The 24645-nt window shown below is 41.6% G+C and carries 26 protein-coding genes; 5 read left to right on the forward strand and 21 right to left on the reverse strand.

What is annotated here, in order from left to right; all coding sequences use genetic code 11:
- The first annotated feature begins 66 nt into the window (after positions 1-66).
- Positions 67-954, forward strand: coding sequence for a LysR family transcriptional regulator (locus ABS301_RS17850; RefSeq protein ID WP_349673490.1), 888 nt, complete (start codon positions 67-69; stop codon positions 952-954).
- Here ABS301_RS17850 and ABS301_RS17855 read toward each other — a convergent pair.
- A complete protein-coding gene (locus tag ABS301_RS17855; RefSeq protein WP_349673556.1) occupies positions 951-1841 on the reverse strand; it encodes an SPL family radical SAM protein in 891 nt (296 codons plus the stop codon). The two genes, ABS301_RS17850 and ABS301_RS17855, sit on opposite strands and share 4 nt — an antisense overlap.
- A gap of 103 nt (positions 1842-1944) precedes the next feature.
- Here ABS301_RS17855 and ABS301_RS17860 point away from each other — a divergent pair, with 103 nt between their 5' ends.
- Positions 1945-2775 (forward strand): YihY/virulence factor BrkB family protein, encoded by an 831-nt coding sequence (locus tag ABS301_RS17860; RefSeq protein ID WP_349673491.1) that lies wholly within the window; start codon positions 1945-1947, stop codon positions 2773-2775.
- 54 nt (positions 2776-2829) lie between these two features.
- Here ABS301_RS17860 and cysK read toward each other — a convergent pair whose 3' ends face one another.
- The 5 genes from cysK to ABS301_RS17885 form a co-directional block, all read right to left on the reverse strand.
- A complete protein-coding gene (gene cysK / locus ABS301_RS17865) occupies positions 2830-3759 on the reverse strand; it encodes a cysteine synthase A (protein ID WP_349673492.1) in 930 nt (309 codons plus the stop codon).
- A 76-nt stretch (positions 3760-3835) separates the two neighbouring features.
- Positions 3836-5332 carry a carboxypeptidase M32 gene (locus tag ABS301_RS17870; RefSeq protein ID WP_349673493.1) on the reverse strand — a complete coding sequence of 499 codons (1497 nt, stop codon included), beginning with the start codon at positions 5330-5332 and terminating at the stop codon, positions 3836-3838.
- Between the two features lie 78 nt (positions 5333-5410).
- Complete coding sequence (locus tag ABS301_RS17875; protein WP_349673494.1) at positions 5411-6487, reverse strand: 5'-3' exonuclease; 1077 nt, start codon at positions 6485-6487, stop codon at positions 5411-5413.
- Between the two features lie 34 nt (positions 6488-6521).
- A complete protein-coding gene (locus ABS301_RS17880) occupies positions 6522-6755 on the reverse strand; it encodes a hypothetical protein (RefSeq protein ID WP_104437625.1) in 234 nt (77 codons plus the stop codon).
- Positions 6756-6804: 49 nt separating this feature from the next.
- Entirely contained in the window at positions 6805-7302 is a 498-nt protein-coding gene (locus tag ABS301_RS17885) for a macro domain-containing protein (RefSeq protein ID WP_349673495.1), read from the reverse strand.
- A gap of 181 nt (positions 7303-7483) precedes the next feature.
- On the opposite strand from ABS301_RS17885, the gene ABS301_RS17890 reads away from it, so the two are divergent.
- Positions 7484-8305 (forward strand): CZB domain-containing protein, encoded by an 822-nt coding sequence (locus ABS301_RS17890; RefSeq protein WP_349673496.1) that lies wholly within the window; start codon positions 7484-7486, stop codon positions 8303-8305.
- Positions 8306-8389: 84 nt separating this feature from the next.
- Here ABS301_RS17890 and ABS301_RS17895 read toward each other — a convergent pair whose 3' ends face one another.
- From ABS301_RS17895 to ruvA, 7 genes are all read right to left on the reverse strand, one after another.
- A complete protein-coding gene (locus ABS301_RS17895) occupies positions 8390-8842 on the reverse strand; it encodes an NUDIX hydrolase (RefSeq protein WP_097005819.1) in 453 nt (150 codons plus the stop codon).
- 117 nt (positions 8843-8959) lie between these two features.
- Positions 8960-10384, reverse strand: a complete 1425-nt coding sequence (locus ABS301_RS17900) for a peptidoglycan D,D-transpeptidase FtsI family protein (protein ID WP_349673497.1) — start codon at positions 10382-10384, stop codon at positions 8960-8962.
- Entirely contained in the window at positions 10374-11699 is a 1326-nt protein-coding gene (locus ABS301_RS17905) for an FtsW/RodA/SpoVE family cell cycle protein (RefSeq protein ID WP_349673498.1), read from the reverse strand. Before ABS301_RS17905 ends, ABS301_RS17900 begins: the two co-directional genes overlap by 11 nt.
- Positions 11700-11706: 7 nt before the next feature.
- A complete protein-coding gene (locus tag ABS301_RS17910; protein ID WP_349673557.1) occupies positions 11707-13839 on the reverse strand; it encodes a U32 family peptidase in 2133 nt (710 codons plus the stop codon).
- Between the two features lie 134 nt (positions 13840-13973).
- Positions 13974-14342 carry a cell division protein ZapA gene (locus tag ABS301_RS17915; protein WP_349673499.1) on the reverse strand — a complete coding sequence of 123 codons (369 nt, stop codon included), beginning with the start codon at positions 14340-14342 and terminating at the stop codon, positions 13974-13976.
- A gap of 82 nt (positions 14343-14424) precedes the next feature.
- Positions 14425-15423 carry a Holliday junction branch migration DNA helicase RuvB gene (gene ruvB / locus ABS301_RS17920; RefSeq protein WP_349673500.1) on the reverse strand — a complete coding sequence of 333 codons (999 nt, stop codon included), beginning with the start codon at positions 15421-15423 and terminating at the stop codon, positions 14425-14427.
- A gap of 22 nt (positions 15424-15445) precedes the next feature.
- Positions 15446-16054, reverse strand: coding sequence for a Holliday junction branch migration protein RuvA (gene ruvA / locus ABS301_RS17925; RefSeq protein ID WP_349673501.1), 609 nt, complete (start codon positions 16052-16054; stop codon positions 15446-15448).
- 178 nt (positions 16055-16232) lie between these two features.
- Between ruvA and ABS301_RS17930 the strand changes: the two genes are divergently transcribed.
- Positions 16233-17327, forward strand: a complete 1095-nt coding sequence (locus ABS301_RS17930; protein ID WP_349673502.1) for a ribonuclease H-like domain-containing protein — start codon at positions 16233-16235, stop codon at positions 17325-17327.
- Positions 17328-17332: 5 nt separating this feature from the next.
- Here ABS301_RS17930 and ABS301_RS17935 read toward each other — a convergent pair whose 3' ends face one another.
- Both ABS301_RS17935 and ABS301_RS17940 read right to left on the reverse strand, forming a co-directional pair.
- Entirely contained in the window at positions 17333-18142 is an 810-nt protein-coding gene (locus ABS301_RS17935; protein WP_349673503.1) for an AraC family transcriptional regulator, read from the reverse strand.
- Positions 18143-18149: 7 nt separating this feature from the next.
- The gene (locus ABS301_RS17940; protein ID WP_170823514.1) at positions 18150-18695 is read right to left on the reverse strand and encodes a DUF5662 family protein; all 546 of its coding nucleotides are present in this window, start codon (positions 18693-18695) and stop codon (positions 18150-18152) included.
- A gap of 211 nt (positions 18696-18906) precedes the next feature.
- Here ABS301_RS17940 and ABS301_RS17945 point away from each other — a divergent pair, with 211 nt between their 5' ends.
- Positions 18907-19104, forward strand: a complete 198-nt coding sequence (locus ABS301_RS17945) for a cold-shock protein (RefSeq protein WP_318065128.1) — start codon at positions 18907-18909, stop codon at positions 19102-19104.
- Positions 19105-19211: 107 nt separating this feature from the next.
- Here the strand turns inward: ABS301_RS17945 and hslO are convergent, their stop codons facing one another.
- The 6 genes from hslO to ABS301_RS17975 form a co-directional block, all read right to left on the reverse strand.
- Positions 19212-20090: an Hsp33 family molecular chaperone HslO gene (gene hslO / locus ABS301_RS17950; protein ID WP_349673504.1), complete on the reverse strand. Its 879-nt coding sequence runs from the start codon at positions 20088-20090 to the stop codon at positions 19212-19214.
- A 4-nt stretch (positions 20091-20094) separates the two neighbouring features.
- Positions 20095-20850, reverse strand: a complete 756-nt coding sequence (locus ABS301_RS17955; protein ID WP_349673505.1) for a class I SAM-dependent DNA methyltransferase — start codon at positions 20848-20850, stop codon at positions 20095-20097.
- Positions 20851-20969: 119 nt separating this feature from the next.
- Positions 20970-21479 (reverse strand): SEC-C metal-binding domain-containing protein, encoded by a 510-nt coding sequence (locus ABS301_RS17960; RefSeq protein ID WP_349673506.1) that lies wholly within the window; start codon positions 21477-21479, stop codon positions 20970-20972.
- Positions 21480-21635: 156 nt separating this feature from the next.
- Positions 21636-22943 (reverse strand): TRAP transporter large permease, encoded by a 1308-nt coding sequence (locus ABS301_RS17965; RefSeq protein WP_349673507.1) that lies wholly within the window; start codon positions 22941-22943, stop codon positions 21636-21638.
- Positions 22944-23441 carry a TRAP transporter small permease gene (locus ABS301_RS17970; protein ID WP_349673508.1) on the reverse strand — a complete coding sequence of 166 codons (498 nt, stop codon included), beginning with the start codon at positions 23439-23441 and terminating at the stop codon, positions 22944-22946.
- Position 23442: 1 nt separating this feature from the next.
- Positions 23443-24465: a TRAP transporter substrate-binding protein gene (locus ABS301_RS17975; protein WP_349673509.1), complete on the reverse strand. Its 1023-nt coding sequence runs from the start codon at positions 24463-24465 to the stop codon at positions 23443-23445.
- Positions 24466-24645: the final 180 nt, after the last annotated feature.

A 24645-nucleotide genomic window follows, 5' to 3' on the forward strand; every position in this document is an offset into this window, starting at 1 on the left:
ATTATATCATTTTGGTATAATAATACAAGTACAAATTGAAAATCTTATGAATAGAGGATGTACCATATGGTTCCGATTAATTCAAAACAACTTTATTATTTTACAGTCATTTCGGAAACCGGCAGTTTTACAGCTGCCGCAAAGAAACTGGGAATATCCCAGCCACCTTTAAGCAAACAGATCATGCTTTTGGAAGAGGAATTAGGGGTCAGACTTTTTGAGCGGGGAGCAAAAAAAACAGAACTTACAGAAGCAGGCACTTATTTATATTTTAAAGCAAGAGATATTTTATCTCTGATGGACTCCGTATCAGAAGATTTAAAACACTTCCCTTCTTCTGCCAGAGGCCTTTTAAAGCTGGGAGTCATCTCCTCAGCGGGAACCGTTCTTGTGGATTTTCTGAAATATTTTACAGCAGATTATCCAGGTGTCCGGTTTGAAGTGACAGAGGGAAATACCTATGAGCTGCTGGAGAAGATGAAAAACGGACTGGTTGAGTGCTCTATAATACGGACACCTTTTAATCCGGAAGGACTGGAATGTGTCTATGGTAAAAAAGAACCGATTATGGCAGTGGGTGTTCCAGATTTTTTTTCGGAGATATCAGATGAGAAAGTAAGCATCACCGGATTAACGGGAAAGCCGCTGATTTATTACCGCAGATTCGATTCCATCATATCTCTTGCATTTCAAAACAGTGGCATAGAGCCTGATATATTCTGCCGTAATGACGATGCACGAACCTGTCTTCAATGGGCAAAAGCCGGACTTGGGATTGCACTGGTGCCTCAATCCATCTGCGATATCACGGTGCAGGATAACCTTATGTTTAAAGAGATTGATTCTCCTGATACAGTCACTCAGATTGCAGCAGTTTATAAAAAAAATGGCTATGTTTCAAACATAGCCAGAGAATTTGTAACTAGTTTTGGTTGTCAGAACGGTATGCTTTAATCAAACAGGCTTAACTGGGTTATCTGGTAGTTTTTCTTATAAGCATGAATGATATCCGGCATTTTATACAGAATCCTGTTGCGCTCGCACTCTTCAGAAAATATTTGCCATAATTTACGCGCTTTTGGACTGGTACAATGATAATTATTTTTATACTGTTTCATATATTTTTCGTCAAGATGTTCCCCGGGGAATAACTCCCTTAAGCGGTCGTAATACCATTCTCTTTGATTGTTACGAAGTGTGACCCCAAAAGCCGGATAGATAAAATCGGCACCGGTTTCTTTTGCGGCATTTATGATTGAACGTATATTCTCCTCATGATCCTCCAAAAAAGGAAGCACTGGCATGAGGAGAATCCCTGCAAACAGTCCCCGATCCTTTAACCCCGCAATGAGAGACAACCGGTCAGAAGGTCTGGAAACTCTTGGTTCTAACTTAGCCGCCAGGGCATCGTCAGTGGTTGTAACCGTAACTTTTAACAGCACAGGAGAATGATCTGCTATACTTTCCAGTATATCAATATCTCTGTTAAGCAGATTGCTTTTTGTTGCAATCGCTGCACCGAAACCAAAGGCATCAATTAATTCCAGCGCATGTCTGGTAAGTTCCAGTTCCTTTTCCAGTGGATTATAAGGATCACTCATAGCCCCAGTGCCCACCACTCCGTTTTTTACCTTTCGTCTTAAATCATCCCGGATAATCCGCAGGGCATCCTCTTTGACCCGAACCTGATCAAACCGGTCTATTCCATAACAGTCCGAACGGCTGTCACAGTAAATACACCCATGACTGCATCCCCTGTAAATATTCATATTATAATCAATCCCGAACCACCCGGAATCCTTTGTTTTTGTTACAATTGTTTTTGCAGGAATGAGCTCCATGCATCCGTCCTCTCTTTCTTTTTCTGCCAAAAAGGTGATCCCTTGATATTTTCTTTCTGCCATGTTAATATGCTTATACGAGATAAGAAGGGAAGAGTTTATTATGATACGTTTGTTATTGCGCTGCAAGCAGATATACGACAAATTTACCAGAGATGAAATGACTGTCTATGCAGCACAGGCATCATTTTTTACCATAATTGCTGCTTTTCCGTTTATTATGCTGTTATTAGCAATGATTCAGTTTATCCCATCTATTACAAAAGCAAACCTGCTCCAGGTTTTAATCACAATCATTCCAAGCACCTTAGAGATTGACAGCGTCATCGTTACCGTAATTGAAGATCTTTATACTCACACTCCTGCGGCTATATTATCTGCCACTGCCATTGCCGCGGTCTGGTCCGCCTCCAGAGGCATGTTGAGCATAGTGCGGGGATTAAACCGGGTTTTTGGTCAGGAGAATAAGCGGAGCTATCTAATGACCCGTTTTGTCTGTGCCTGTTATACGGTTGTATTCATCATCATCTGTCTTCTGACGCTTGTACTTCTGGTACTGGGAGGTTCCATACAGTCATTTATGAACCATCATTTTCCTATCCTTGGTGAGATCACCCGATATGTTATCAGCTTTCGCACCATGCTTTTATTTATTCTCACCTTGTGTTTTGCCATGCTTTATACCTATGTACCTGAAAAGAAACAGCAATTTATGAAGCAGCTCCCGGGTGCCGTCTTTTCTACCCTTGGCTGGATCGGTTTCTCCTTTGCTTTTTCTATCTATTTTAGTAACTTCAGCAACTATTCAGTGATGTATGGAAGCCTGACTGCCATCGTCCTTTTGATGTTATGGCTTTATTCCTGCATCTCCATCCTGTTTTTCGGAGCCGAAATCAATTATTATTATTCAGAGAACTGGAAAGATGGAACTTAATTTAGAAAAGCCAGTGATTCCCTTAAGAATCCCTGGCTTTTTGATACGGGCGATTTAAGAAAAAAGGGGCGTTGTCAAATATCTGTCACCTGTGTCAGGAAGAATCACCACGATTGTTTTGCCTTGGAATTCAGGCCGTTTTGCTACTTCTTTGGCAGCCCATACCGCTGCGGCAGAGGAGATACCCACAAGAATTCCTTCTGTTTTAGCGATTTCTTTTCCGGTTTCATATGCATCTTGATTCTCTACAGGTATGATTTCATCGTATATATCCGTCTTGAGTACGGCTGGCACAAAACCGGCCCCAAGTCCCTGGATTCCATGAGGACCCGGCTTTCCCCCTGAAAGAATGGGTGATCCTGCCGGTTCTACCCCAACTATGCGGATGTCCGGATTTTTACCTTTTAAAAATTCTCCAGCGCCGGTAATAGTTCCGCCTGATCCAATCCCTGCAATAAACACATCGACTTTCCCATCTGTATCCGCCCATATTTCAGGTCCGGTTGTTTCACGGTGTATTCCCGGATTAGCTGGATTATCAAACTGTCCCATAATAACCGAACCTTCTATCTCCTTTTGCAGCTCTTCTGCTTTTTCAATTGCGCCTCTCATTCCTTTTGTTCCTTCCGTAAGCACAATTTCAGCCCCATACGCTTTTAAAAGATTCCTTCTTTCCACGCTCATGGTCTCAGGCATAGTAAGGATTGCCCGGTAGCCTTTCATGGCGGCAATGCTGGCAATTCCAATTCCGGTATTCCCGGAAGTAGGTTCAATGATGGTGGCACCTGTTTTAATTGTGCCTCGTTTTTCCCCATCCTCAATCATGGCTAAGGCTGCTCTGTCTTTCACACTGCCAGCCGGGTTAAAAGATTCCAGCTTTGCAATGATAGAAGCTTTTAACTCATGTTTCCTTTCATAATTGGAAAGTTCCAGCAAAGGAGTATTGCCAATAAGTTCCATAGCACTTTTTCTGATATTCCCCATAATTAACCTCTTTTCTCATACGCATATCAATCCTGCATATGTGTCCTGACTATATCTTATCTGCAGGCATGTATTTTTATGATAATCCGTAAATCTTGCGGTACTTTTCTTTCAGATAATCAATGAAGTATTCCGGGGAAAAGTCTTCTCCTGTTGCGGCCTTTAAGATCTCACGGCTGGTCTTCATCTTTCCGTACTGATGGATATGGCTTCGTAAATATTCTTTGATGACATCCAGCTTTCCATCTCTTAAAAGTTGATCAAAATCCATTTCTTTTTTCATATGGAAATAAAGCTGGGCTCCAAAAGCGTTCCCAAGTGCATAGGAAGGAAAATAACCGAATAACCCCTGAGACCAGTGAATATCCTGTAAAATTCCTTTTGAAACCTGTTCCGGACGGATGCCTAAATATTCTTCGTATTTATCAGCCCAGATTTCCGGCAGCTTCTTTAAATCCACATCTTCTTCCATAATCATCTTCTCCAGTTCATAACGGATCAGAATGTGGAGGCTGTAGGTCAGTTCATCTGCTTCTGTACGGATAAATCCGGGATCAACCTTATTTATGGCTTCCATATACTGATCAATAGACACAGAATCCAGCTTGTCCGGATAAAGCTCTTTTAATTTAACATAAAGAGGAATCCAGAAGTTGGGATTACGTCCAATGATATTTTCATAAAATCTGGACTGGGATTCATGCATCCCCATAGAAGTTCCCTGTCCCACAGGCGTCTGAGTGATCTCATCGCCGATACCCAATTCATAAAGTCCATGACCGCCCTCATGAATCACAGAGAACATGGAACTGTCCATCTTATCGTGATAACTGGTTGTGATCCGGACATCGTGATTGTGAAGATTGGTTGTAAATGGGTGGGCACTCTCAGACAATACGCCCTTCTTAAAGTCAAAACCGATGTATTCAGCAAGGAAACGTGCCATCTCCTCCTGCTTTTCTACGGGGTAGCCTCCGGTAAGAAAGGAATCATCAATTTCTTTTCCTTTCTCTTTAATTTCTTTTAGAAGAGGAATGATCTCTTCCTTCAGTCTGCCGAAAAATTCATCCAAAAGCTCTGTATCAAAGCCCTTCTCATATTCGGCAAGAAGGACATCGTAAAGCTTCTGTCCCTCTTTCTTCCGATAGGAGGCAACTTTTCTTTTATAATTAATCACCTTCTCTAACGTAGGCAGAAAAGAATCGTAATCTTCATTCTTTTTTGCCTTAACCCACACTCTCGCTGCTTCTGCTATGAGCTGGGCATTCTCTCTGTATTCCGCTTTCGGGATGCAAATCAGTTCCTCACGGGCTTCCTTTGCGCCTTTCAAAACCGCCTGCTGTATCTCAGATAAATCTGATTCTTTTTCGCACGCTGCTATTGCATCTCCCATTTCATCACCAGTCATAAATCCGTAATACTCCTCAGAAAGAGTACCAATCACTCTGGCCGTATAAGAGCCGGATTCTTCCGGAGCCAGTGTCTCATTATCCCACTCAAAAAGAACGAGAGCAGTCTGCAGAGCCATTGTCTTTTCTAAAATGGAAGACATGTTTTCATAAATTTTATTCATTTTATTTCTCCTTTACAAAAATCCGGGACATTCTGTATGATTGTCTCCAAACCCTAATAAAATAATACCGCAGAGGATTTACTTTCCGTTACCAAAGATGGAAGCTTCTTTTATATCCAGCCTGATCAGCCATTCCCGAATCTTCTCTTCCAGATAAGAAGAAACATTAAAATCTTCTAATTGAAAGTCAATTTCTATATCTGTTTTCATGGTAGCAAGAAGTTTAGACAATAAAGCCGCCTTTTCACCGCAAAGTTCCTCTTCACTGGTTTTAGTCATGGCTTTATAAGGAGATCTTGAAATACCCAAATCATTTTTCCAGAAATCCTGGAGATCCTTTAACCGTTTTTTGTCTGATTCCGCCTCGTGTATGGCCGCATAAATATTCTCCACAGTTCCATATTCCTGAAGCAGTAAGGGTGCTGCACTGCTAACCCCTTTTACACCCGGAATATTATCAGAAGCATCACCCTGTATTCCTTTTAAATCCGGAATCTGCTCCGGAATTACGCCTTCCTCACGCAGAACCGTATCCGATGTATATTCGAAAACTTTTTCCGGAAGATTAATCTCTTCTTTCCCAAAACCGTAAAAAGAATAGTATTTTTTATAAAGCTCGTCCGCTTTCTCCTGGCGGGATTGAACCATCCACGCACGGACATTATGTTCATCGCTCACCAGCTGAAGATAATCATGATCCTTGGTTAAAACAATCATGGGGATCTGTTCCCTGAATTTCATAACCAGACTTCCCGCATAATCATCTGCTTCATACTGATCGCTGTAAAGCACTTTAAATCCTGCTTCCTCCAAAATTCGTTCCATGAGTACAAACTGTTCTTTTAACGGATCCGGTGTTGCCCCTCTTGTCCCTTTATACTGGGAATACAGTTCTCTGCGAAAGGTATCTCTGGTTTTATCAAAAACAAAGGCGATGTGGTCGGGCTGCTGTTTCTTCATAAGGGATACTATCATCTTAAGCATACCAAAGATAGCATTGGTATACGTTCCATCCTTTGCATGAAGAATCTTATCATAATGCTTCTGTTTTTCCTCTTCTGTCTTGGCAAACATGATTTCTCTGGGCAAAACTGCATAATAACAGGTTGACAGCATGGATGAGCCATCTACAACCACAAATTTATTTTCTGACATCTATAAACTCCATTCTTTTCCGTTCCAGACGGAATTAAGTAAAATAATTCTGCAATTCCGTTTCATTCTTTGCGCCCAGCCGTTTCATGATTTCCTTCCGCTCCTGAGCAGACAATCCCTTCCACAGCTTTTGAACGCGGGGATCTGAAAATCCAACATAGGGCAGACCATTTCTATCGCATTCATAAGATGATAAATAGTGATTGAGCGCACTCCATTCCACATAAAAAGCAGTGATACTGCGGCTTAAAGAGCTGACTTTTGCCATATTCGTTCCTCCCGGATATTTTTGCTGACTTTATGCTGCAATGTTATATCTATGATTGTGAATCATTTTTCCAAATCTGAACTTCACCCTGGTAATCCGAAAAGCAGCTGTTAATAATCTCTTCCACTTTATTCCAGTCTCCACCTGCATTCCCACAGCCGATACCATAGGGAAATGCAACCTTTTCCAGTTTACCTCTGACATCTACAAAATCCCGGATCTCAGTTACAGCCTTCAAAAGCGCTCTATAATCCGTATAAATTCCATTCTTTCCATACTTATCCTGTCCGTAAAGATTAGCAATCAGAAACCACCGGCCATTTAATTCAACCGGCTGTGCTGAAACCCTGCCTAATAAACCGGAGGTAATTCCGCCGGCCTGCTCCTGCCACTGTTTTGTAATAATCCGATATGTCTTCTCTACCTCAGGAAACATCGTTTTAATCTGCCCGGCAATTCCCCGTCCAAATACTCCCTGGCAATTCACCTGATGACAGATAATGTCCGCATCGGAATTAAAGATATCTCCGCTGAAATACTTTAGCATAATTCTCTCCTCCAAGCTTATCTAATCAGATATCCTAACTCATTATACCCTGATTTTCCAGTTATTCATAGTACATTCCTCAAGTTTTAACATATATTTTCCAAAAACCCGTTGAAGTATAGGGAAATAAGATTTATAATAAACATTAACAGCAAATAAAAAAGGTAAGGACCATAAGAGAATGGAAAAAGAAATTAAATGCCCCTACATTATATTTAAAATTGCAGGTTCTTTATACTGCATAAACAGCAAATACATATCCACAATTTTACAGTTGCCGGAATACAGTACCATTCCTGCCGCACCAGCAAATGTCACCGGAATGTTTAAGTACCGGAACCAGGTCATAAATATGATGGATTTACGCATTACGTTTGGTTTAAAGCCCATCGTTGAAGAATGCAAAGACTTTGAACAGATGATTGATGCCAGAAAGCAGGATCATATCAACTGGGTCAATGAGCTTGAGAGATATATCAAAGAAGGCGGCTCCTTTCAGCTGGCAAAAGATTCCCACCAGTGTGCATTTGGAAAATGGTACGATAATTTTACCACTGATAATCAGTCAATTATCAATCATTTAAAAAAAATAGAAGAACCTCATGAGAAACTGCATAAGGCTGCAGCTGAGGCAGAAGACTGCAAAAGAGACTGTGCAAACTGTCAGGAATCAGAATGTCTGCAAACGGTTTTAAAGCGGGTAAAAGGCGAATCCATGCCAGTTATTTTAAAACTTCTGGATCAGACAAAGGATCTGTTCCGTTCTACCATTTATAAAGAGATGGTTTTGATACTTGATGGTGTCCAGTGGGGTATGGTTGTAGACGAAATCGCGGCCGTTGAGGATCTGGATATTATCTCCGAACGTCACGAAGACCCTATGGTTAATCATTGTTCCTATTTAGGCAGAGTTATGGAAAGCGAAAAACGGGATGGACTGATCTTTGAACTTAACCCTGAGACACTGATGGCTAAATTCAGAGATCTGGAATTAACTTTTTAACAATCAAATAGAAAAGAGCCGGAAAAGTTTTGGCAGAAGCTTTTCCGGCTCTTTTTACAGTCAGGAAAACAGCTCTGACTTTTTTCAGAAATACTTTTTATTACCCCAAAGGTTGCTCTTCTTCAAATCCAGATATTCATTGTATGCTTTTTCTAAAATCTGTTTTTCGTTGGAAAACTTCAGAAGATGATACGCTTCATGGAACTTATAGTATCCTGAATCAATAAAATATTCTTCCCGCTGTGGTTTACTGTAATAGCTGTCGGCCATCATGAGATACCAGTATACATCCTTTTCCACCATATCCTGAGGCGTATTGAAAGAATACTGACTCTTACCAATGTACTTGATAATGGACGCACTTACTCCGGTCTCTTCCTTAACTTCCCGAAGCGCCGTCTCTTTATACTCTTCACCCGCTTCTACTGTTCCCTTTGGCAAAACCCATCCTTCATACTTGTTTTTGTAATTCTTATATAAAACCAGAATTTTACCTCGAAAAATAACCACACCGCCACAACTCGTTGCTTCTATCATTGCAATTCCTCCAGAGTGAAACCGAAAATCCATACGGATCCCGATTTTGGTGTGTCTCACAGACTGGCTATAGTATACCTCTTTTTATAATGATATGCAAGTGTGTAATCGCTGTCCTTATCTGGAAAAATATAAATCAAAAAGCGATCTGGCGATGGGTGCAGCAGTTTTTCCCCCAGATCCTCCCTCTTCTACAATCACGCTGACGGCTATCTTTGGGTGTTCTGCAGGTGCATATCCCACAAACCAGGCATGAGTCTCTTTGTTTTTATCGAATTCTGCTGACCCCGTCTTTCCTGCCACTGTATAGGCATCTGTCCGAAGAGCAGATCCGGTTCCTTCCGTGATCACAGCCTGCATCAATTCTGTCATTTTGGCTGATTCTTCCGCAGTCATGATATTCCCATAAGCCTGAGGCACAAATTTCTTAATGATATCTCCTCCGGCATTCTCCACATGGTCAATCAGATAAGGCTTCATCAGAGTTCCACCGTTGGCAATGGCCGCAGTAATCATGGCATTATGAAGAGGAGTAATCTGGGTCTGGCCCTGGCCAATGGCAGTCTGAAGTATCTGCCACGTGTCTGCACCTGGTGCCATAATATAAGAACTTCTGTTGGAAGGAAACGGCAGAGAAAGTTCTGTATTAAACAGCAGCTGCTCCGATGTGTTCCTTAACCCGTTTAAATCCATCATAAGGCCAAGATTCGAAAAGGCTCCGTTGCAGGAGTTGGCAAATGCCTGGGTAAAATTCTGATGCCCATGGGCGGTCTCATGATAGCATTTGATGGAGTAATCCCCATTTTCATAAATCCCGTCACAGTCAAAAACATAATCCTTATAGTTTTCAGGATTTTCCCGGATGTATTCCAGTGCCGTAACAATCTTAAATGTAGACCCCGGCGGATACAGTCCCTGGGTTGCCCGGTTTAACAGCTGACCTGATGTATTTTCCTCTGCAACCAGACTATTCCAGTCACTTAAAATTGTGTTGGGATTATAATCAGGCTTTGATACCATGGCAAGAATTTTACCCGTATCAGGTTCCATTACAACAACTGCCCCATTTCTTTTTCCAAGTGCTTCATACGCCTTTTTCTGAAGATCCACATCCAGGGTTGTCACCACGTTATCTCCCTGATTTTTTCTTGAAGACAATTCATTAATTACCTGTTCAATGATATTGACATGGCTGGTAAGCAGATAGAAATTAGACTGGGCCTCCAGCCCGGTCTTTCCGTTAACCGAATATCCCACAGCATGGGCAAACATGGAATCGTATGGGTAAACCCTGGTCTCATGTCCTTCCCCATCCACATCAGTCCGGGCAAGGACCTGACCGTTACTACTCCTGATCTCTCCCCTTACTACCCGGTCTGCAAAGCTGTCCAGTCTGGCATTATAGGAATTATTAATTACACTGTCGCTCTTCACCTGAAGAAAGTATCCATAATAAACCACCAGACCTAGAAATAGTAAAACAATCCCATAGGTTAGAATTAAGATCTGGTGATTTGCTTTTGGATTCGAATTAGCTTTCATATTGGTCCTCTTCCTCTTCATTGCGCTTTAGAATATAAAGTCCCTGGATAATTCCAAATATAATAAAAGTACTTAGCACCGAACTTCCCCCATAACTGACAAGAGGAAGGGTTACACCAGTTGAAGGGATGAATTTGGTCACTCCTCCTACTGTTAAAAAGACCTGGATTGCATAGATCATGCCCAGTCCAAAGGCGATAAGCTTATAAAACACAGCCTGCATATTCCCTGCAATCATCATAAACTGTAAAAAGCATCCAAGGCATATTAAGAGGACACAGAGGGCAAAAATCCCACCCATTTCCTCTGATATGGCAGAAAATATAAAATCTTTTTCCACAACCGGAATTTTTCTTGGCATTCCGCGGTAAAGCCCCATCCCAAACCAGCCGCCTGTTCCAATGGCAAACAGGGACTGACTGATCTGATATCCTTTTCCAGCAATATCAGACCATGGATTCAACCACGCCGCAACCCTGGTTTTTACATGACTAAATAACTGGAATGCAAGTGTAGATGCCAAAATTCCTCCCACCGTTCCTCCAAGTAAATATCGCCATCTGCCAGTTGCTATAAAAAGCATAAACACATATGTTATAAAGAATATCAGTGCACTGCCTAAATCCTTGGAAAGTACCAGTATCAGCACATGAAGCGCAGAAATACCACTGACTAAAAGAATTGTCCGGTTACTGACAGAGCGGTGAAACATAGTAGCGATAAAAAAAACATAACTGATCTTTACAAATTCAGACGGCTGGAAGGAAAATCCAGCTACCCCGATGGAAAGCTGGGCTCCATAGCTTGTAGTTCCCGCAACAAACACGATTCCAAGAAGGATTACACCTCCTATGCCATAAACCCAGGGTATCTTACTAAGCTGCCATACCCTGTCAATGATAAATGGTATAATACAGGTTACTGCCGCCGCCACAACTACAATGGTAAACTGCTTTACTGCTTTGTCAAATGACAATCTGGTGAGCATAATAAAGCCTATGGATAAAAGCATACACATGTTATTGACCAAAAGCTTTGATAAGTTTCTGTAAAACAGCCGGTATAAAAACAGATAACAAAAAAAGAACAGGACCTGTGCTCCATAGAAAACAAGCATCCGCTCATCTTCTGTCTCCAGCCAGATGATTCCATACGCCAGAAGATGAATCAGAAACATCAAAATGTTCTGCCGCCTGCAAATGCTGTTTTTTCTCTTATCATCCTGAAAAGAAAAATATCTAAAATTTAAAAATGTGTATAAAGCGACCAGCAGTATCATTAGATACCGGGATACATCTATTATCAGATTAATCATAAATCACCTACTCTATACCGCGTTTAAAATGTCCCCTTGTAAATTCCGGCAGATTGATTTCTGCCTTTTTCCCCCTTAGAAACTCGTCTGAAAAAGCCTTGACTATAGTTTCTGTCTCTCTTGGACCCTCAGTTGTAAATTGAAGTCTTAAAGAGGCGGGTGATAAAGAACTCACGGCATCACTTAATCCCAAGAGAGAAAGGGGTGCTGTGTTATAAATAGAATTGTAGCAAAATGCACAATGGTTCCTTACAGGAAATTCTTTTCCCATACGGTCTTTTAAATTTAATTCGACCGGTGTCTTATCACACCGCTCCATTCCCTGGTGAATGCACTGCGCCGTTACCATCATTGGAAGACGACCGTAGATTAACAGTTCTCCCGGAATCTCTAGCTTTTCCAATTCTCTGCTGTTTAATTCCACTGGCCATGTGATTTCATCTGCACCAAGATTCTTGAGCATCTTTTGTGCCAGGTTATTCATTCCATATACGCCGAAATCAAAAATAAGACTTCCTTTTATCCCTGCCTTTTTTAAATAACCCGGCTCTTCCATGGAGCGGATTAAAAACCCATCAAATCCGGCTTCTTTTAAATAGTTCTGATGACGGTCAAAGAACAGCTGGGCTTCTGTACGAAAAATATGAGGCATGGTCAGATAACACTCTTTTCCCATTTCATGGCACGCATTTACATATTGATTCCACTGTTCCGGTTCAAAATGAGCTGCTTCTATATAAAGTCTGTTCACATTGGTATTATAAACCACTGCATCAAAACATTCTGGTTTTTCCAGAGAAACGGTAAGTTTTGTCGGTTCGGATACCCGGACTTTTAAAACATCATTACCTTCACTATAAGATTCATTTTGTGGGTATTCCATTTTGTATTCCCGGAGTATCTCTGCCTCCAGCTCTTCCAGACCTCTGCGCCTTAAATCATTCAGTGCCTGAACGGGAACAAAGATATTGCCTTTTATTTCTGCCTCCAGGTTCTCAAATAAAAATGGAGTGTTCCCTGTTTTATTCAGCTGCTTTAACACCTTATCTTCTGACATCGGCTGGTTTAAAGCCGTCATCACCAGATCTCCTTCTATTACAATGCGATGCTCCTGTGACGCCAGGATCAGGGAAGCCTTTTCCCCTTCTGAAAGTAGGATCTCACCGGTAACGGGCACTTTTAACTGCTTATCCACATATTCGCGGTCAAGCATATCAAATAGCTGATTGTTCCCCTCCCTGAATGAAGGTTTTTCCTTCCATACTATCATATCTCTGCCATTATGTTTCTTATAATAGCCATCTGTCTGTCCGCCTCTGTCAAACAGATCCAGAAGTACTTTTCTGTCTCCGTCTTCTACTTTATAACCGCTTCTGCCTTTTTCCAGATACAGATCAGCATATTTGCGGTAAATACTTACCACTCCAGCCGTATATCTGGGACTTTTCATTCTGCCCTCGATCTTCATGGAATAGACTCCAGCCTCTATCATATCCGGTATAAGATCCAGTGTACTTAAATCTTTCAGACTTAAGCAGTAGCGCTCCTCTTTTTTTCCAAGAGTCTTTCCCTTATCTTTCACATCAAATGGAAGACGACAGGTCTGGGCACATCTTCCACGGTTCCCACTTCTGCCCCCGATGAGACTGCTGAAAAGACACTGGCCGGAATAACAATAACAGAGAGCCCCATGGACAAAGCTTTCGATCTCTACATCAACCTGTTGGTGGATTTGCCGGATCTCTTTTAAAGACAGTTCCCTGGCAGTTACGACCCGCTCTGCTCCAAGCTCCTTTAAAAGCCCGGCTCCATAGACTCCGGTAATCGTCATCTGGGTACTGGCATGAATGGGAAGATCTGGGAAATATTCCCTTACAAAGGAAAGCACTCCTAAGTCCTGAACAATAACAGCATCAAGTCCCTGACGATAGTAAGGAAGAAGGTACTCAAAAAGTTCCTTCATCTCCTGTTCTTTCATAAGAGTATTGACAGTTAAATATAGTTTTCTACCGTGAAGATGGACATAGTCAATGGCCTCCAGCAGCTTGTCCTCTTCTGGATTTTCTGCGAATGCTCTGGCTCCGAACCGGCTTCCTCCCATATATACTGCATCTGCGCCTGCGGCAACTGCCGCCTTCATGCTTTCAAACGAGCCAGCCGGAGCTAGGATCTCAACTATTTTTTTCACATCTGCCTCCAAAATTTTCAGTAATTATATTCTGATTGATAAAAAGGAGGAGGTCACGGAAAATCCATGAAACACCCCCTCCTGCCTTATTCATTCCTGTCTGAACCAAAAGATTTCTTTAATCCAGCCAGTTCTGTTTTTACTGCCTCCAGCTTCATCTGAGTTGCAACCAACTCATGCTTTAAACTGTAGGTTTCCTTCTCCATCTCAGTCTTTTGCTGCTCCAACCTTACTATTTGTTCTCTGGCCTTAAAATAATCATCTGCCATATTTAACTCTATCATAACGTTCTGGTATTCTGCACTCTGCTTCGTGAATCCTTCCCGACGTTTTAAAGTTATGATCATCTCATTGATGTAGCTGGCAAGGCGCTGTATATACCCCTCTTCTTCACTGCCGCCAAGTGCATAAATCTTGCCATCAATCAAAACTTCTGTATATTGCTTGGAATCCATGTTGTTCTCTCCCTGTTATCATTTGCTCTTTCTTTACTATATCATACTTTATACAGTTAGGAAAGTTCTAAAATTCAGGCAGTTACGACTCCATGGGGATACCAAGATGCCCATAAGCCCGTTCCGTCGCCACCCGTCCTCTGGACGTCCGGTTTAAAAATCCATTCATCAGAAGATAGGGTTCATATACATCTTCCAGTGTTCCCGCATCCTCACCCAAAGCAGCAGCAAGGGTATCAAGACCTACGGGACCTCCGGCAAATTTTTCGATTACTGTGGTAAGAATTGCGCGGTCGTTATAATCCAGTCCAAATTTATCCACATCCAGTATATCAAGAGCAAAATCAGCCACTTCCCTGGTAATCACTCCATGGTACTTGACCTGGGCAAAATCCCGCACTCTCTTTAACAGGCGGTTTGCCAGTCTTGGTGTCCCTCTGGAACGCTTGGCAATCTCCGCCGCGCCCTCTTCCTCGATTTCTACCCCCAGAACATCTGCGGATCGGGATACAATAATCTTTAATTCATCTGGCGTATAAAATTCCAGCTTTTGAACTACTCCAAAACGATCCCGAAGCGGTGCCGTCAAAAGCCCGGCTCTGGTGGTGGCTCCCACCAGGGTAAACTTAGGAAGGTCCAGCCGGATGGATCTTGCTGCTGAATCTTTTCCAAGCATGATATCAATGGCAAAATCCTCCATGGCGGGATAAAGTACTTCTTCCACCTGCCGGTTTAAGCGGTGAATCTCATCCACAAATAAAACGTCGCCTTCCTGAAGATTGTTTAAAATAGCTGCCATCTCACCTGGCTTTTCTATAGCGGGTCCTGAAGTGACCTTCATGTTCACACCCATCTCATTTGCAATAATACCCGAAAGAGTAGTCTTTCCAAGTCCAGGAGGGCCATAGAACAATACATGGTCTAAGGATTCCCCTCTGGCTTTTGCCGCTTCAATATATACTTTTAAATTGGTCCGGATCTTCTCCTGTCCGATATATTCATTCAGACTTCTGGGTCTTAAATTCGGTTCAATTTTTTTATCCTCTTCTGTTAACTCTGTGGTTATTATTCTACGCTCCATCTTCGCCATACCCTGTTATATTCTATATAAATGCCAAATGCTTTAAGGAAGCCTTTAAGACATCCTCCACAGACATGGTGTCCGTTACCTCCACCTGACGCACCGCACGTCCGGCTTCCGCAGGAGAATAACCAAGTGCAGTGAGCGCATCAATGGCCTCGCCAGTGACTCCATCCTCTTTTCTCAGATCATTGACCGCCTCTTTAAAGGCAGCTGGGATCATATCTTCTATATCAATCTTATCCTTTAAGTCCAGAATAATTCTCTGAGCAGTTTTCGCACCTACACCAGGCGCCTTTGAAATAGCCTTTGCATCTCCAGATATCACCGCTCTTTTTAAATCATCCGGATCCATGGCAGACAAAATCCCCAGTGCTCCTTTGGGGCCGATACCATTCACACTGATCAGCTGCTTAAACATCTTTAAATCCTGGCGGGACAAGAAGCCGTAGAGACACATGGCATCCTCTCTCACCTGAAAATATGTATATAACTTTACTTCCCTGCCAACACCCGGAAGCTTCTCAAATACAGACAGGGGAATGAAAATTTCATACCCTACGTTTCCGCATTCAATTACGACACAGTCTCCTGTCATCTCGGCAATCGGTCCTTTTACGAAAGAAATCACTCTTCAGTTCTCCTTTTATGCCTTGCAAATACTTTTGTAAAACCATTACTTTGATTTTTATCATAGCATACTGCCAGTTGATATGCAAGTAATTGATCGAACAAATATTCTGTACTCCGTTGACGAACCTGAAAGCTTTGGCTATAATAAGAAGCGAAAAGAAAGGACGAAACTGCTGATGATCACTCTAAAAAAACAAATAGCCTTTGAAGAAACCTATCCCCTTCACCGTCTGGGAAGCCGGGAGGAACTTCTGTTCTTTGACATAGAAACCACCGGATTTTCAGGGGAATATTCCACTCTCTATTTAATTGGATGTGTCTATTACCGGAACGGGGTCTGGAATCTGGTTCAATGGTTTGCCGATACTCTGGATTCGGAAAAAGAGCTTCTTGTAACATTTTTCGAATTTCTTAAAAGTTTTAATAAGGTAATTCATTTTAACGGGGACGGATTTGATATTCCTTATCTGTTAAAGCGCTGCCGTGCCTACGGATTTGACTATAATTTTTCAGGCACCGAAAGTCTGGACATCTATAGAAAAATCCGTCCATACCGGAATCTTTTAGGTCTTTCAAGCATGAAGCAGAAATCCATTGAAGCATTCTTAGGTGTGGTACGGAAGGATCTTTATTCCGGCGGACAGCTGATTGAAGTTTATAAAGATTACTTAATCTCCAGGGACCAGTACCTGTTTGATTTGCTGATCCTACATAATGAAGACGATTTAAAAGGTATGCCGTTAATTCTCCCCATTTTAAACTACCCGGATTTTCTGGAGCATGATTTCTCATTGTCAAACCAGGAGCTCATCATCAATCCTGATTTACTCGGACGGGAGCAGCATCTTCTTAAGCTGACCCTTGAGAATGGTTTTTCTGTACCTGTGGGATTTTCAAAAGCCAATTCCATGGTCAGGGCAATGGCAGACGGCAGAGAGCTCACCCTTCTCATCGACCTGTATGAGGGAGAGCTGAAATACTTTTACCCGGATTATAAAAATTACTATTATCTCATATATGAAGACAGAGCCATTCATAAAAGTGTAGCAGAATACGTGGACAAAGAAGCGCGGGTGAAAGCAGCTGCAAAAAACTGCTATATCCGGCAGACCGGCTGCTATGTACCTCAGTTTTCTCCTTTATGGACGCCCGTTTTACAGTATCAGTGGAAAGATAAGATTACTTATTTTGCCTATGATCCAAAGTTCTTTCAGGATCAGGACAAGCTTCAGGCTTATATCCGCCATCTGTTCGATCATCTTTCTTCTTAAGCCGCTTATCGGATCCCCTGCATTTTCCGGAAGTCTCTTGGAGATACACCTTTGATTTTTTTAAAGGCATCTCCAAAGTAATTTCCGTCACCGAACCCGCATTCAAGTGCGATATCTGTTACAGATTTTCCAGTATTAATTAACAGCTGGGCAGCTTCCCGTATGCGGATATTGGTTAAATACTCTTTAAATCCAAATCCGGTTACTGATTTAAATTTTCTGGAAAAATAGGCAGGACTCATATGAATCATTTCTGCGACTTCATTTAAAGTCAGGGGTGCTCCGAAGTTGTGGTAGATAAATTCCGCAGCTTCTTCTATGGCTTTTTCTCCAACCTCCACCTTCCCTGCATCCGTCCTGGCTTCCTGACACCTGGAAAGAAAAATCAGTAATTCATATAGATAATTTCTCATCATCATGGGAGAATATCCGTCCTGACCTGCTCCCTCATAAACCATCTTCTGAATTAATTCTTCTGCGTAGGACCTGCTGCCTGCCGGTATGGAGACTTTGGAACTTTGAAACAAAGAATCTGTCAGATGGGAACCGCAGCTTTCAGTTATGTCATTTAAGTATTCCTTATCAAAGCTCAGGGTGATCCTTTCGTTGACCGGACTGGAATAATAAGTGGTCCGGTGGATTTCACCTGGTGTGATAAATACCATATCACCTGGTTCCAGATAATATAAGCTGTGATTAATAAATATTTTACAATGCCCCGATACCAGGTAGAACAGTTCGTAATAAGGGTGCCAATGGCTTTTCCACATATTAAATTCATAAGGACGTCTTGTCCTGCTGATTTGAAATTCCATAATTTCTTTAATAGTCCCCTTTTTTCAACAATTCTCTGATATAGGAAAATGTTTTTTTCTCTCCCTCATCTTTTAACATGATAAGAAGGGTTTCTAAAAGTCTTTCCGTCTCAGGCGCAACAATCATATAAGCCTTCCCCTGTACATAATATTCCCAGGGAGATGCATCCGTATAATCTTTTCCCTTATAGGTCTTAGACGCTGCAATCCGATCCATGACCATCTCGACCAGATATTTAAGAGGCATTTTATAACCAATCATCCCTTTTGACGGATCCATGGAGAAATCGATCCAGTACTCACAGTGATGCTTGTTTCGTCCCTTGTGATGAAGCCAAGCTTTGGAAAAGCCTTTTTCTTCAATTTCTGCAGCATTGGGACTTCTGTTTCCCTGATAATATAAGACACCTGGTATGAATTCTTCCAGACTGTATTTGGAAAGATCATGAAGCAGACCCTGTTTTATCAGCCCTACCCGAAAACAATTTTTCATAACCCGGATTTTGTGTATATGAATGGTACAAAAATGTCCCCAAAAATTTTTAAATTTCATATTTATCCTTCCTGTCCCAACGTAAAATCTTCACCCATTTTATCACAAATACTTATGATTTTACCACATATTATTCGGTTTCATTTTTTTAAGAGAATTCTTGTTTTTTATGGTGGAAAATGTTTGACACCTTACCCATTTTATGCTATTCTTAGGGAAGTTACAGATATCCTGTAACAGTACAATTTTTAGTCGTTTTGGAGGTATCATAATGAAAGGTACAGTTAAGTGGTTTAACAACCAAAAGGGTTACGGATTTATTTCCGACGAACAGGGTAACGATGTTTTCGTTCACTACTCAGGTCTCAACATGGATGGTTTCAAGTCTTTAGAAGAAGGCGCTGCTGTAGAGTTCGATGTAGTAGACGGAGCTAAGGGTCCACAGGCTACAAACGTTATCAAAATATAATCATTGACTTATCAGTGTACCTTTTTTCAATATAGGAAGAAGTTATATTGTTTCACATGATTACGATTGGAGCCATCCTAGGATGGCTCTTTTTGACGCTTCTATCGTTATTTCGCTTTCTCGTATAAATCTGATAAATCTTCCACTGTAAATTCATAATGTTTATTACAGAAATGGCAGTTTACTTCTATGCTCTTTCCGTCCTCAATCATCTCTTCCAGTTCTTTTCTTCCAATGCTGATTAACGCTTTTTCAACCCGATGCTTATCACAGTTACAGGTAAACTGAACCGGTGTCTGCTCCATGATCTCAAGTCCAAGTCCGCCCAGAATATAGGTCAGTATCATCTCCGGAGTTTTCCCCTCTTCCAAAAGGGAAGTCACTGAATGGATCTCACCCAGTCTTTTCTCCAGCAATTCAATCATCTCTTCCGATGCTCCCGGAAGAAGCTGGATCATAAAACCGCCTGCCTGCTTAACAGTATTATCTTTGTTCATTAAAACGCCGAGTGCTACAGAAGAAGGCGTCTGTTCTGAATTGGCATAATAATAGGTAAGATCTTCTGCGATCTCTCCGCCAACCAAAATGGTCTGTCCCACATATGGCTCTTTTAAACCAATGTCCTGGATCACGCTTAAAACGCCTTCTCCAACAGCACCGCCCACATCCAGTTTTCCGAATTCATTGGGAGGCAGCATAACGCCGGGATTATACGCATATCCTTTTACATTTCCCTTGGAGTCCGCAGTTACTGTCAGACCTTCTATGGGACCGCTGCCCTGGATCTTAATTGTAAGTAAATCCTCTTCTCCCTTCATCATAATACCCATCATACCGCCAGCCGTTAAAAGTCTTCCTAACGCAGCCGTTGCCACAGGACTGGTATTATGGGCCTGTCTTGCATGCTCCACCAAGTCCCTGGTAGTCGCTGCAAAAGCTCTGATCTGATGATTTCCTGCTGTTGCCCTTACAATATAATCAGCCATTATTTTACTCCTTTCCATGCTCTCGCGCAATCAGATAAATTCGTTCACTGGTATCTTTAACCGGTTCCCTGGTAAAAGCATCGTATGCTTGTAAATACTCCAGTCCGGCTTCCTTTAATGCCTTCTTAATTTCATCGATGGTATAAGCTCTCTGGTAATGGGTTTCCATATATTTCCGATACAGATCCTTTTCCTCTCTGATAAAAAGAGAGAGATCGTATTCGTTGATTTTTGTATCCTCATCATAAAAATTATCCCAGATGAAGCTGCATTCCTCCCTGTCCTCTGCAATGGTAGTATCTCCCATCACCGATTCATACTTATAAACCGTATTTAAGTCAAAGATAAAAACGCCGCCGGGATCAAGATAATTATTTACCAGCCGGAATACCTCCACCAGATCTTTGTATTCCAGAATATAGTTGATACAGTCACAGATACTTAAAACAGCCTTCACAGTGCCATAGAGTTCAAACTCCCTCATATCCTGTAGCAGATAAAGAATATCCTTACCAGATTCTGCCCGCTTATCCATGGCAATCTGAAGCATATCTTCCGAGTTGTCCACTCCAATCATATCATAACCTGCATCTGTAAGAAGCTCTGTAAGACTTCCTGTTCCGCAGCCTAAATCCAGAACCAGGCCATTTTTCACCCCATGCTCTTTTAAAAGGCCAGACACATAACTGCACCATTCTTCGTATGGAATATTATCCATAAACAGATCGTAGACTTCCGCAAAATTTGTATACGCTTCCACTTATGAGTTCCTTTCTTTATAGCGCTATTTCTCCCAATGGAAAAACAAAGCAGGTAGCCCCGGAGAGGTACCTGCTTTCCTGTCTCATTGTCTCACTGCAATCGCAGCAACCGTTACAATTACAGGTTCTGTCCGCAGCATTTTTTATATTTCTTGCCGCTGCCGCATGGACATGGATCATTTCTTCCGATTTTAGCACCCTTTACAATGGTACCAGAAGCTTTCTGAGTTTTATAGAGTTCCTTCTTCTTTTCCTCTGTCAGGATCTGATCCCACTGGGGAAGGCTGTAGAGCCATTCAGCTTTTGCTTCTACCATATTATAATAAAGCTTTTCCTGATCGATCTCGATTTTAACAACGGTATTCTCGTCCATCGTCTCAACAGGATTCTCGTAACCTTTTAAGCTTTCATTGATACCATCTAAAAATCCGGTCATAGTCTGCACATCTGTGCCATATCTCTTAGCCAGTTCTTCAACGGTTCCTTCCACTACTTCTTCCGGCTTAGTCAGAATATGTTCGTAAATTCCTTTTTCAACCTTAAAATACTGGGTCCATAATTCTTCTTTTTCTTTATCATCCAGACCTTCGCCGTATGCCAGATTTCTCCAATTTTCTAAAATAGTCATGATTAAAACCATCCTTTTGTCTGTTCTTTCTTGTAATACTCCATCAAACAGTATATAACATATTGAAAAATTTTGCAATGCAGCTTTTAATAAAAATACAAACTGCCTTCCTTCCTGAAGAAAAAGGAATCGAAGGCAGCTTGCACTCATCATTTCTTATACATATCCAAGAAGTCCCGGAAGCCATAAGGACAGCGCAGGAATATAGGATACCAGTAGAAGCACAATAAAGATTGCCGCAAAATAAAGCAGTAAAGTCTTAATTACATTTTCAATCTTTGTCTCACCTACCTTTACACCCACAAACAGGGTTGTTCCAACAGGAGGTGTTATGGTTCCGATGCATAAATTAAAGATCATCATGATACCAAAATGTATGGTATTCATTCCAAGTGCCTGGCAGACTGGCAGAAAGATCGGTGTGAAAATCAGGCAGGCAGGGGTCATATCCATAAAGGTTCCTACCAGAAGCAGTAAGATATTTATAATGAATAAGATAACATAGCGATTGCTGCTGACTCCAAGCATTGCTTCTGAAACTGCAGTTGGTATGCCGGTAAATGCCATAACCCAGCTCATAATGCTGGAAACACCAATTAAAAATATAATAATTCCTGTCATCTGGGCACTTTCCAAAAACAGCTTTGGAAGTTCTGAAAGCTTTAATGACTTATAAAAGAATAAAGATAAAACCAAACTGTAAACTACGGATACTACACTTCCTTCTGTAGCCGTGAAAACTCCTGCGATAATTCCTCCAATTACAATTACAATCATAAGGAGGCAGGGAATTGCCTGAAGGCATACACGGATTTTTTCCTGAGTTGTAAAGCGTTTGTTACTTTGATATCCTTTTTTCTTAGCCAGAAAATAAATAACCACCATACAGGCAAGTCCCCATAAGATACCTGGAATATAGCCTGCCATAAAAAGAGCTGCAACAGAAGTTCCTCCGCTGACAAGGGAAAACGTAATCATAACATTGCTGGGAGGAATTAACAGCCCGGTTGGTGCAGTGGCAATGTTTGCAGCTGCAGAGAAGTCTCTGTCATAGCCTTCTTCTTCCTCAATGGGACCAATGATCGCTCCCATTGCTGAGGCTGCAGCCGTTCCGGATCCTGAGATAGAGCCAAACAGCATGTTTGCCACAGCGTTTGTGTGAGCCAGGGATCCTGGTATTCTCCCGGTAAAGAGTTTTGCAAAATTAATGAGGCGGATTGCTATGCCTCCTTTGTTCATGATATTGCCTGCCAATATAAAAAACGGAATCGCCAGAAGACTGAATATGGAGATACCGGAGAAAATTCTCTGGGCTCCTGTCAGCACTGCTGCGCCAGTATTTAAGATAGGCAGAATGGCACATATGGATGAAACGGCAAGTGCAACGGCAACCGGCACGCCTAATAAAAGCAGGACGACAAGAACCACTAAAATGATCAGTCCGCAAAGTATGGAAATATTCATTTATGCTTCCTCCTTTTCTTTGTAATCCGCATGCAGCAGATCGATTGCATTTACCAGACAAAATAACATAATCAGCACACCTGTAAATGGGACTGCTGCATACACATATCCCATGGGAATCTGTAAGGATGCCGTTGTCTGAATCATTGTAAGCTTTGTAATGGAACTTCCGCCATATACCATCACGACTCCGGCAAAGACAAATGCCAGCATTTCAATGGCGGCATCTAACCATTTCTTAGGAGCACCGGTTAATTTATCGGCCAGGAATCCAATTCTCATATGATCCCGTTTTCCAAATACATAGGCAGAGGCGAACAAAGCCATCCACGTAAATGAATAAGTCAGCAGCTCTTCTGAAATAGTACTTGGTCTGTTAAAAAAATATCTGGTAATAATCTGATAACTGCCAATTACCGTCATAGCTGCAAAAAGAACAATAATGACGGCTCCCAGAGCCTTCATGATCCAGTCTTTTACCTGATGCATTACTGACATTTTATTGTCCTCCTTTATTTTTATTATTTTCATCCTGAATATGCTGATATAAATCTCTGATTTTTGGATTTTCACTGAGCATTTTTTCATGAAGTGGAAGCACCTTTTCTTTAAATGCCTCTACATCCACATCAATAAACTCCACACCCATATCTTTTTTTGCTTTCTCCCTTGCTTCATCAATGCTTTTATCCCATTCAGCAAGTTCCACCTCTGTGGAATATCTGGCTGCCTCTTCAAAAACCTGATATTCTTCAGGACTTAAGCTGTTTAAAAACTTTAAATTGCCTACCAGCATGTCAGGTACCATCTGATGCTTGTTGTAGGAATAATATTTTGCTACTTCACCGTGCTTGTTATTGGTCAGAGCCAGCTCGTTATTCTCCGCTCCATCAATAACACCCTGCTGGATCGCTGTGTATACGTCACCAAATCCCATAGGCGCTGCTGCCGCTCCAAATGAATTTACCATTGCTACACTGGCAGGACTTTGCTGAACACGTATCTTTTTCCCTTTTAAATCATCTGGAGTGCGAATTGGTGTCTTTGCATAAAAATTTCTGGTTCCTGCATTGTACCAGGTAACAACCCGAAACCCAGCTTCGTCTGTGGAAGCATAAATTTTCTGCATATAGTCCGTATCTTCCATAACAGAGCGATACACTTTCTCAGAATCAAACAGATACGGCATACTGAAAATTTCATAAACATCAGCAAATGTTTCTAAATTTGCGGTACCTGCTACAACAAAATCAATGGCTCCTGTCTGAGTAAGCTCAATTGCTTTTTGGGCAGATCCAAGAAGCTCATTGGGGAAAATCTGTACCTCATACTTGTCTCCCAGACGTTCCTCCACATACTGTTTAAATGCAAGAAGACCTAAATGCTCCGGATGTGTTTCAGCCTGGGCATGAGAGATCCTGATGATCCGTTTGCCAGAAGTGGCCGTGCTACAGCCGCTGAGTCCCATTGCCATTGCAGCTGCCAGAATGCCTGCTGCCAGTCTTTTTAAGAATTTCTTCATATAATTTTCTTCCTTCCCACTTATTTAAGATCGATTACGGCAAAAAAATAAGCCCCAGGTTATATGATTGAGTAAATCAACAAAGGGGCAATGTCTGCCTTAATGCTTTCTCAATTATATAACCTGAAGCTTTTTTTTGTACCGAAGAGAATTGTCTTCCAGGGAGAATATTTTAACATC

The sequence above is a fragment of the Lacrimispora sp. genome (assembly GCF_031982545.1).
Classification (GTDB): Bacteria; Bacillota; Clostridia; order Lachnospirales; family Lachnospiraceae; genus Lacrimispora.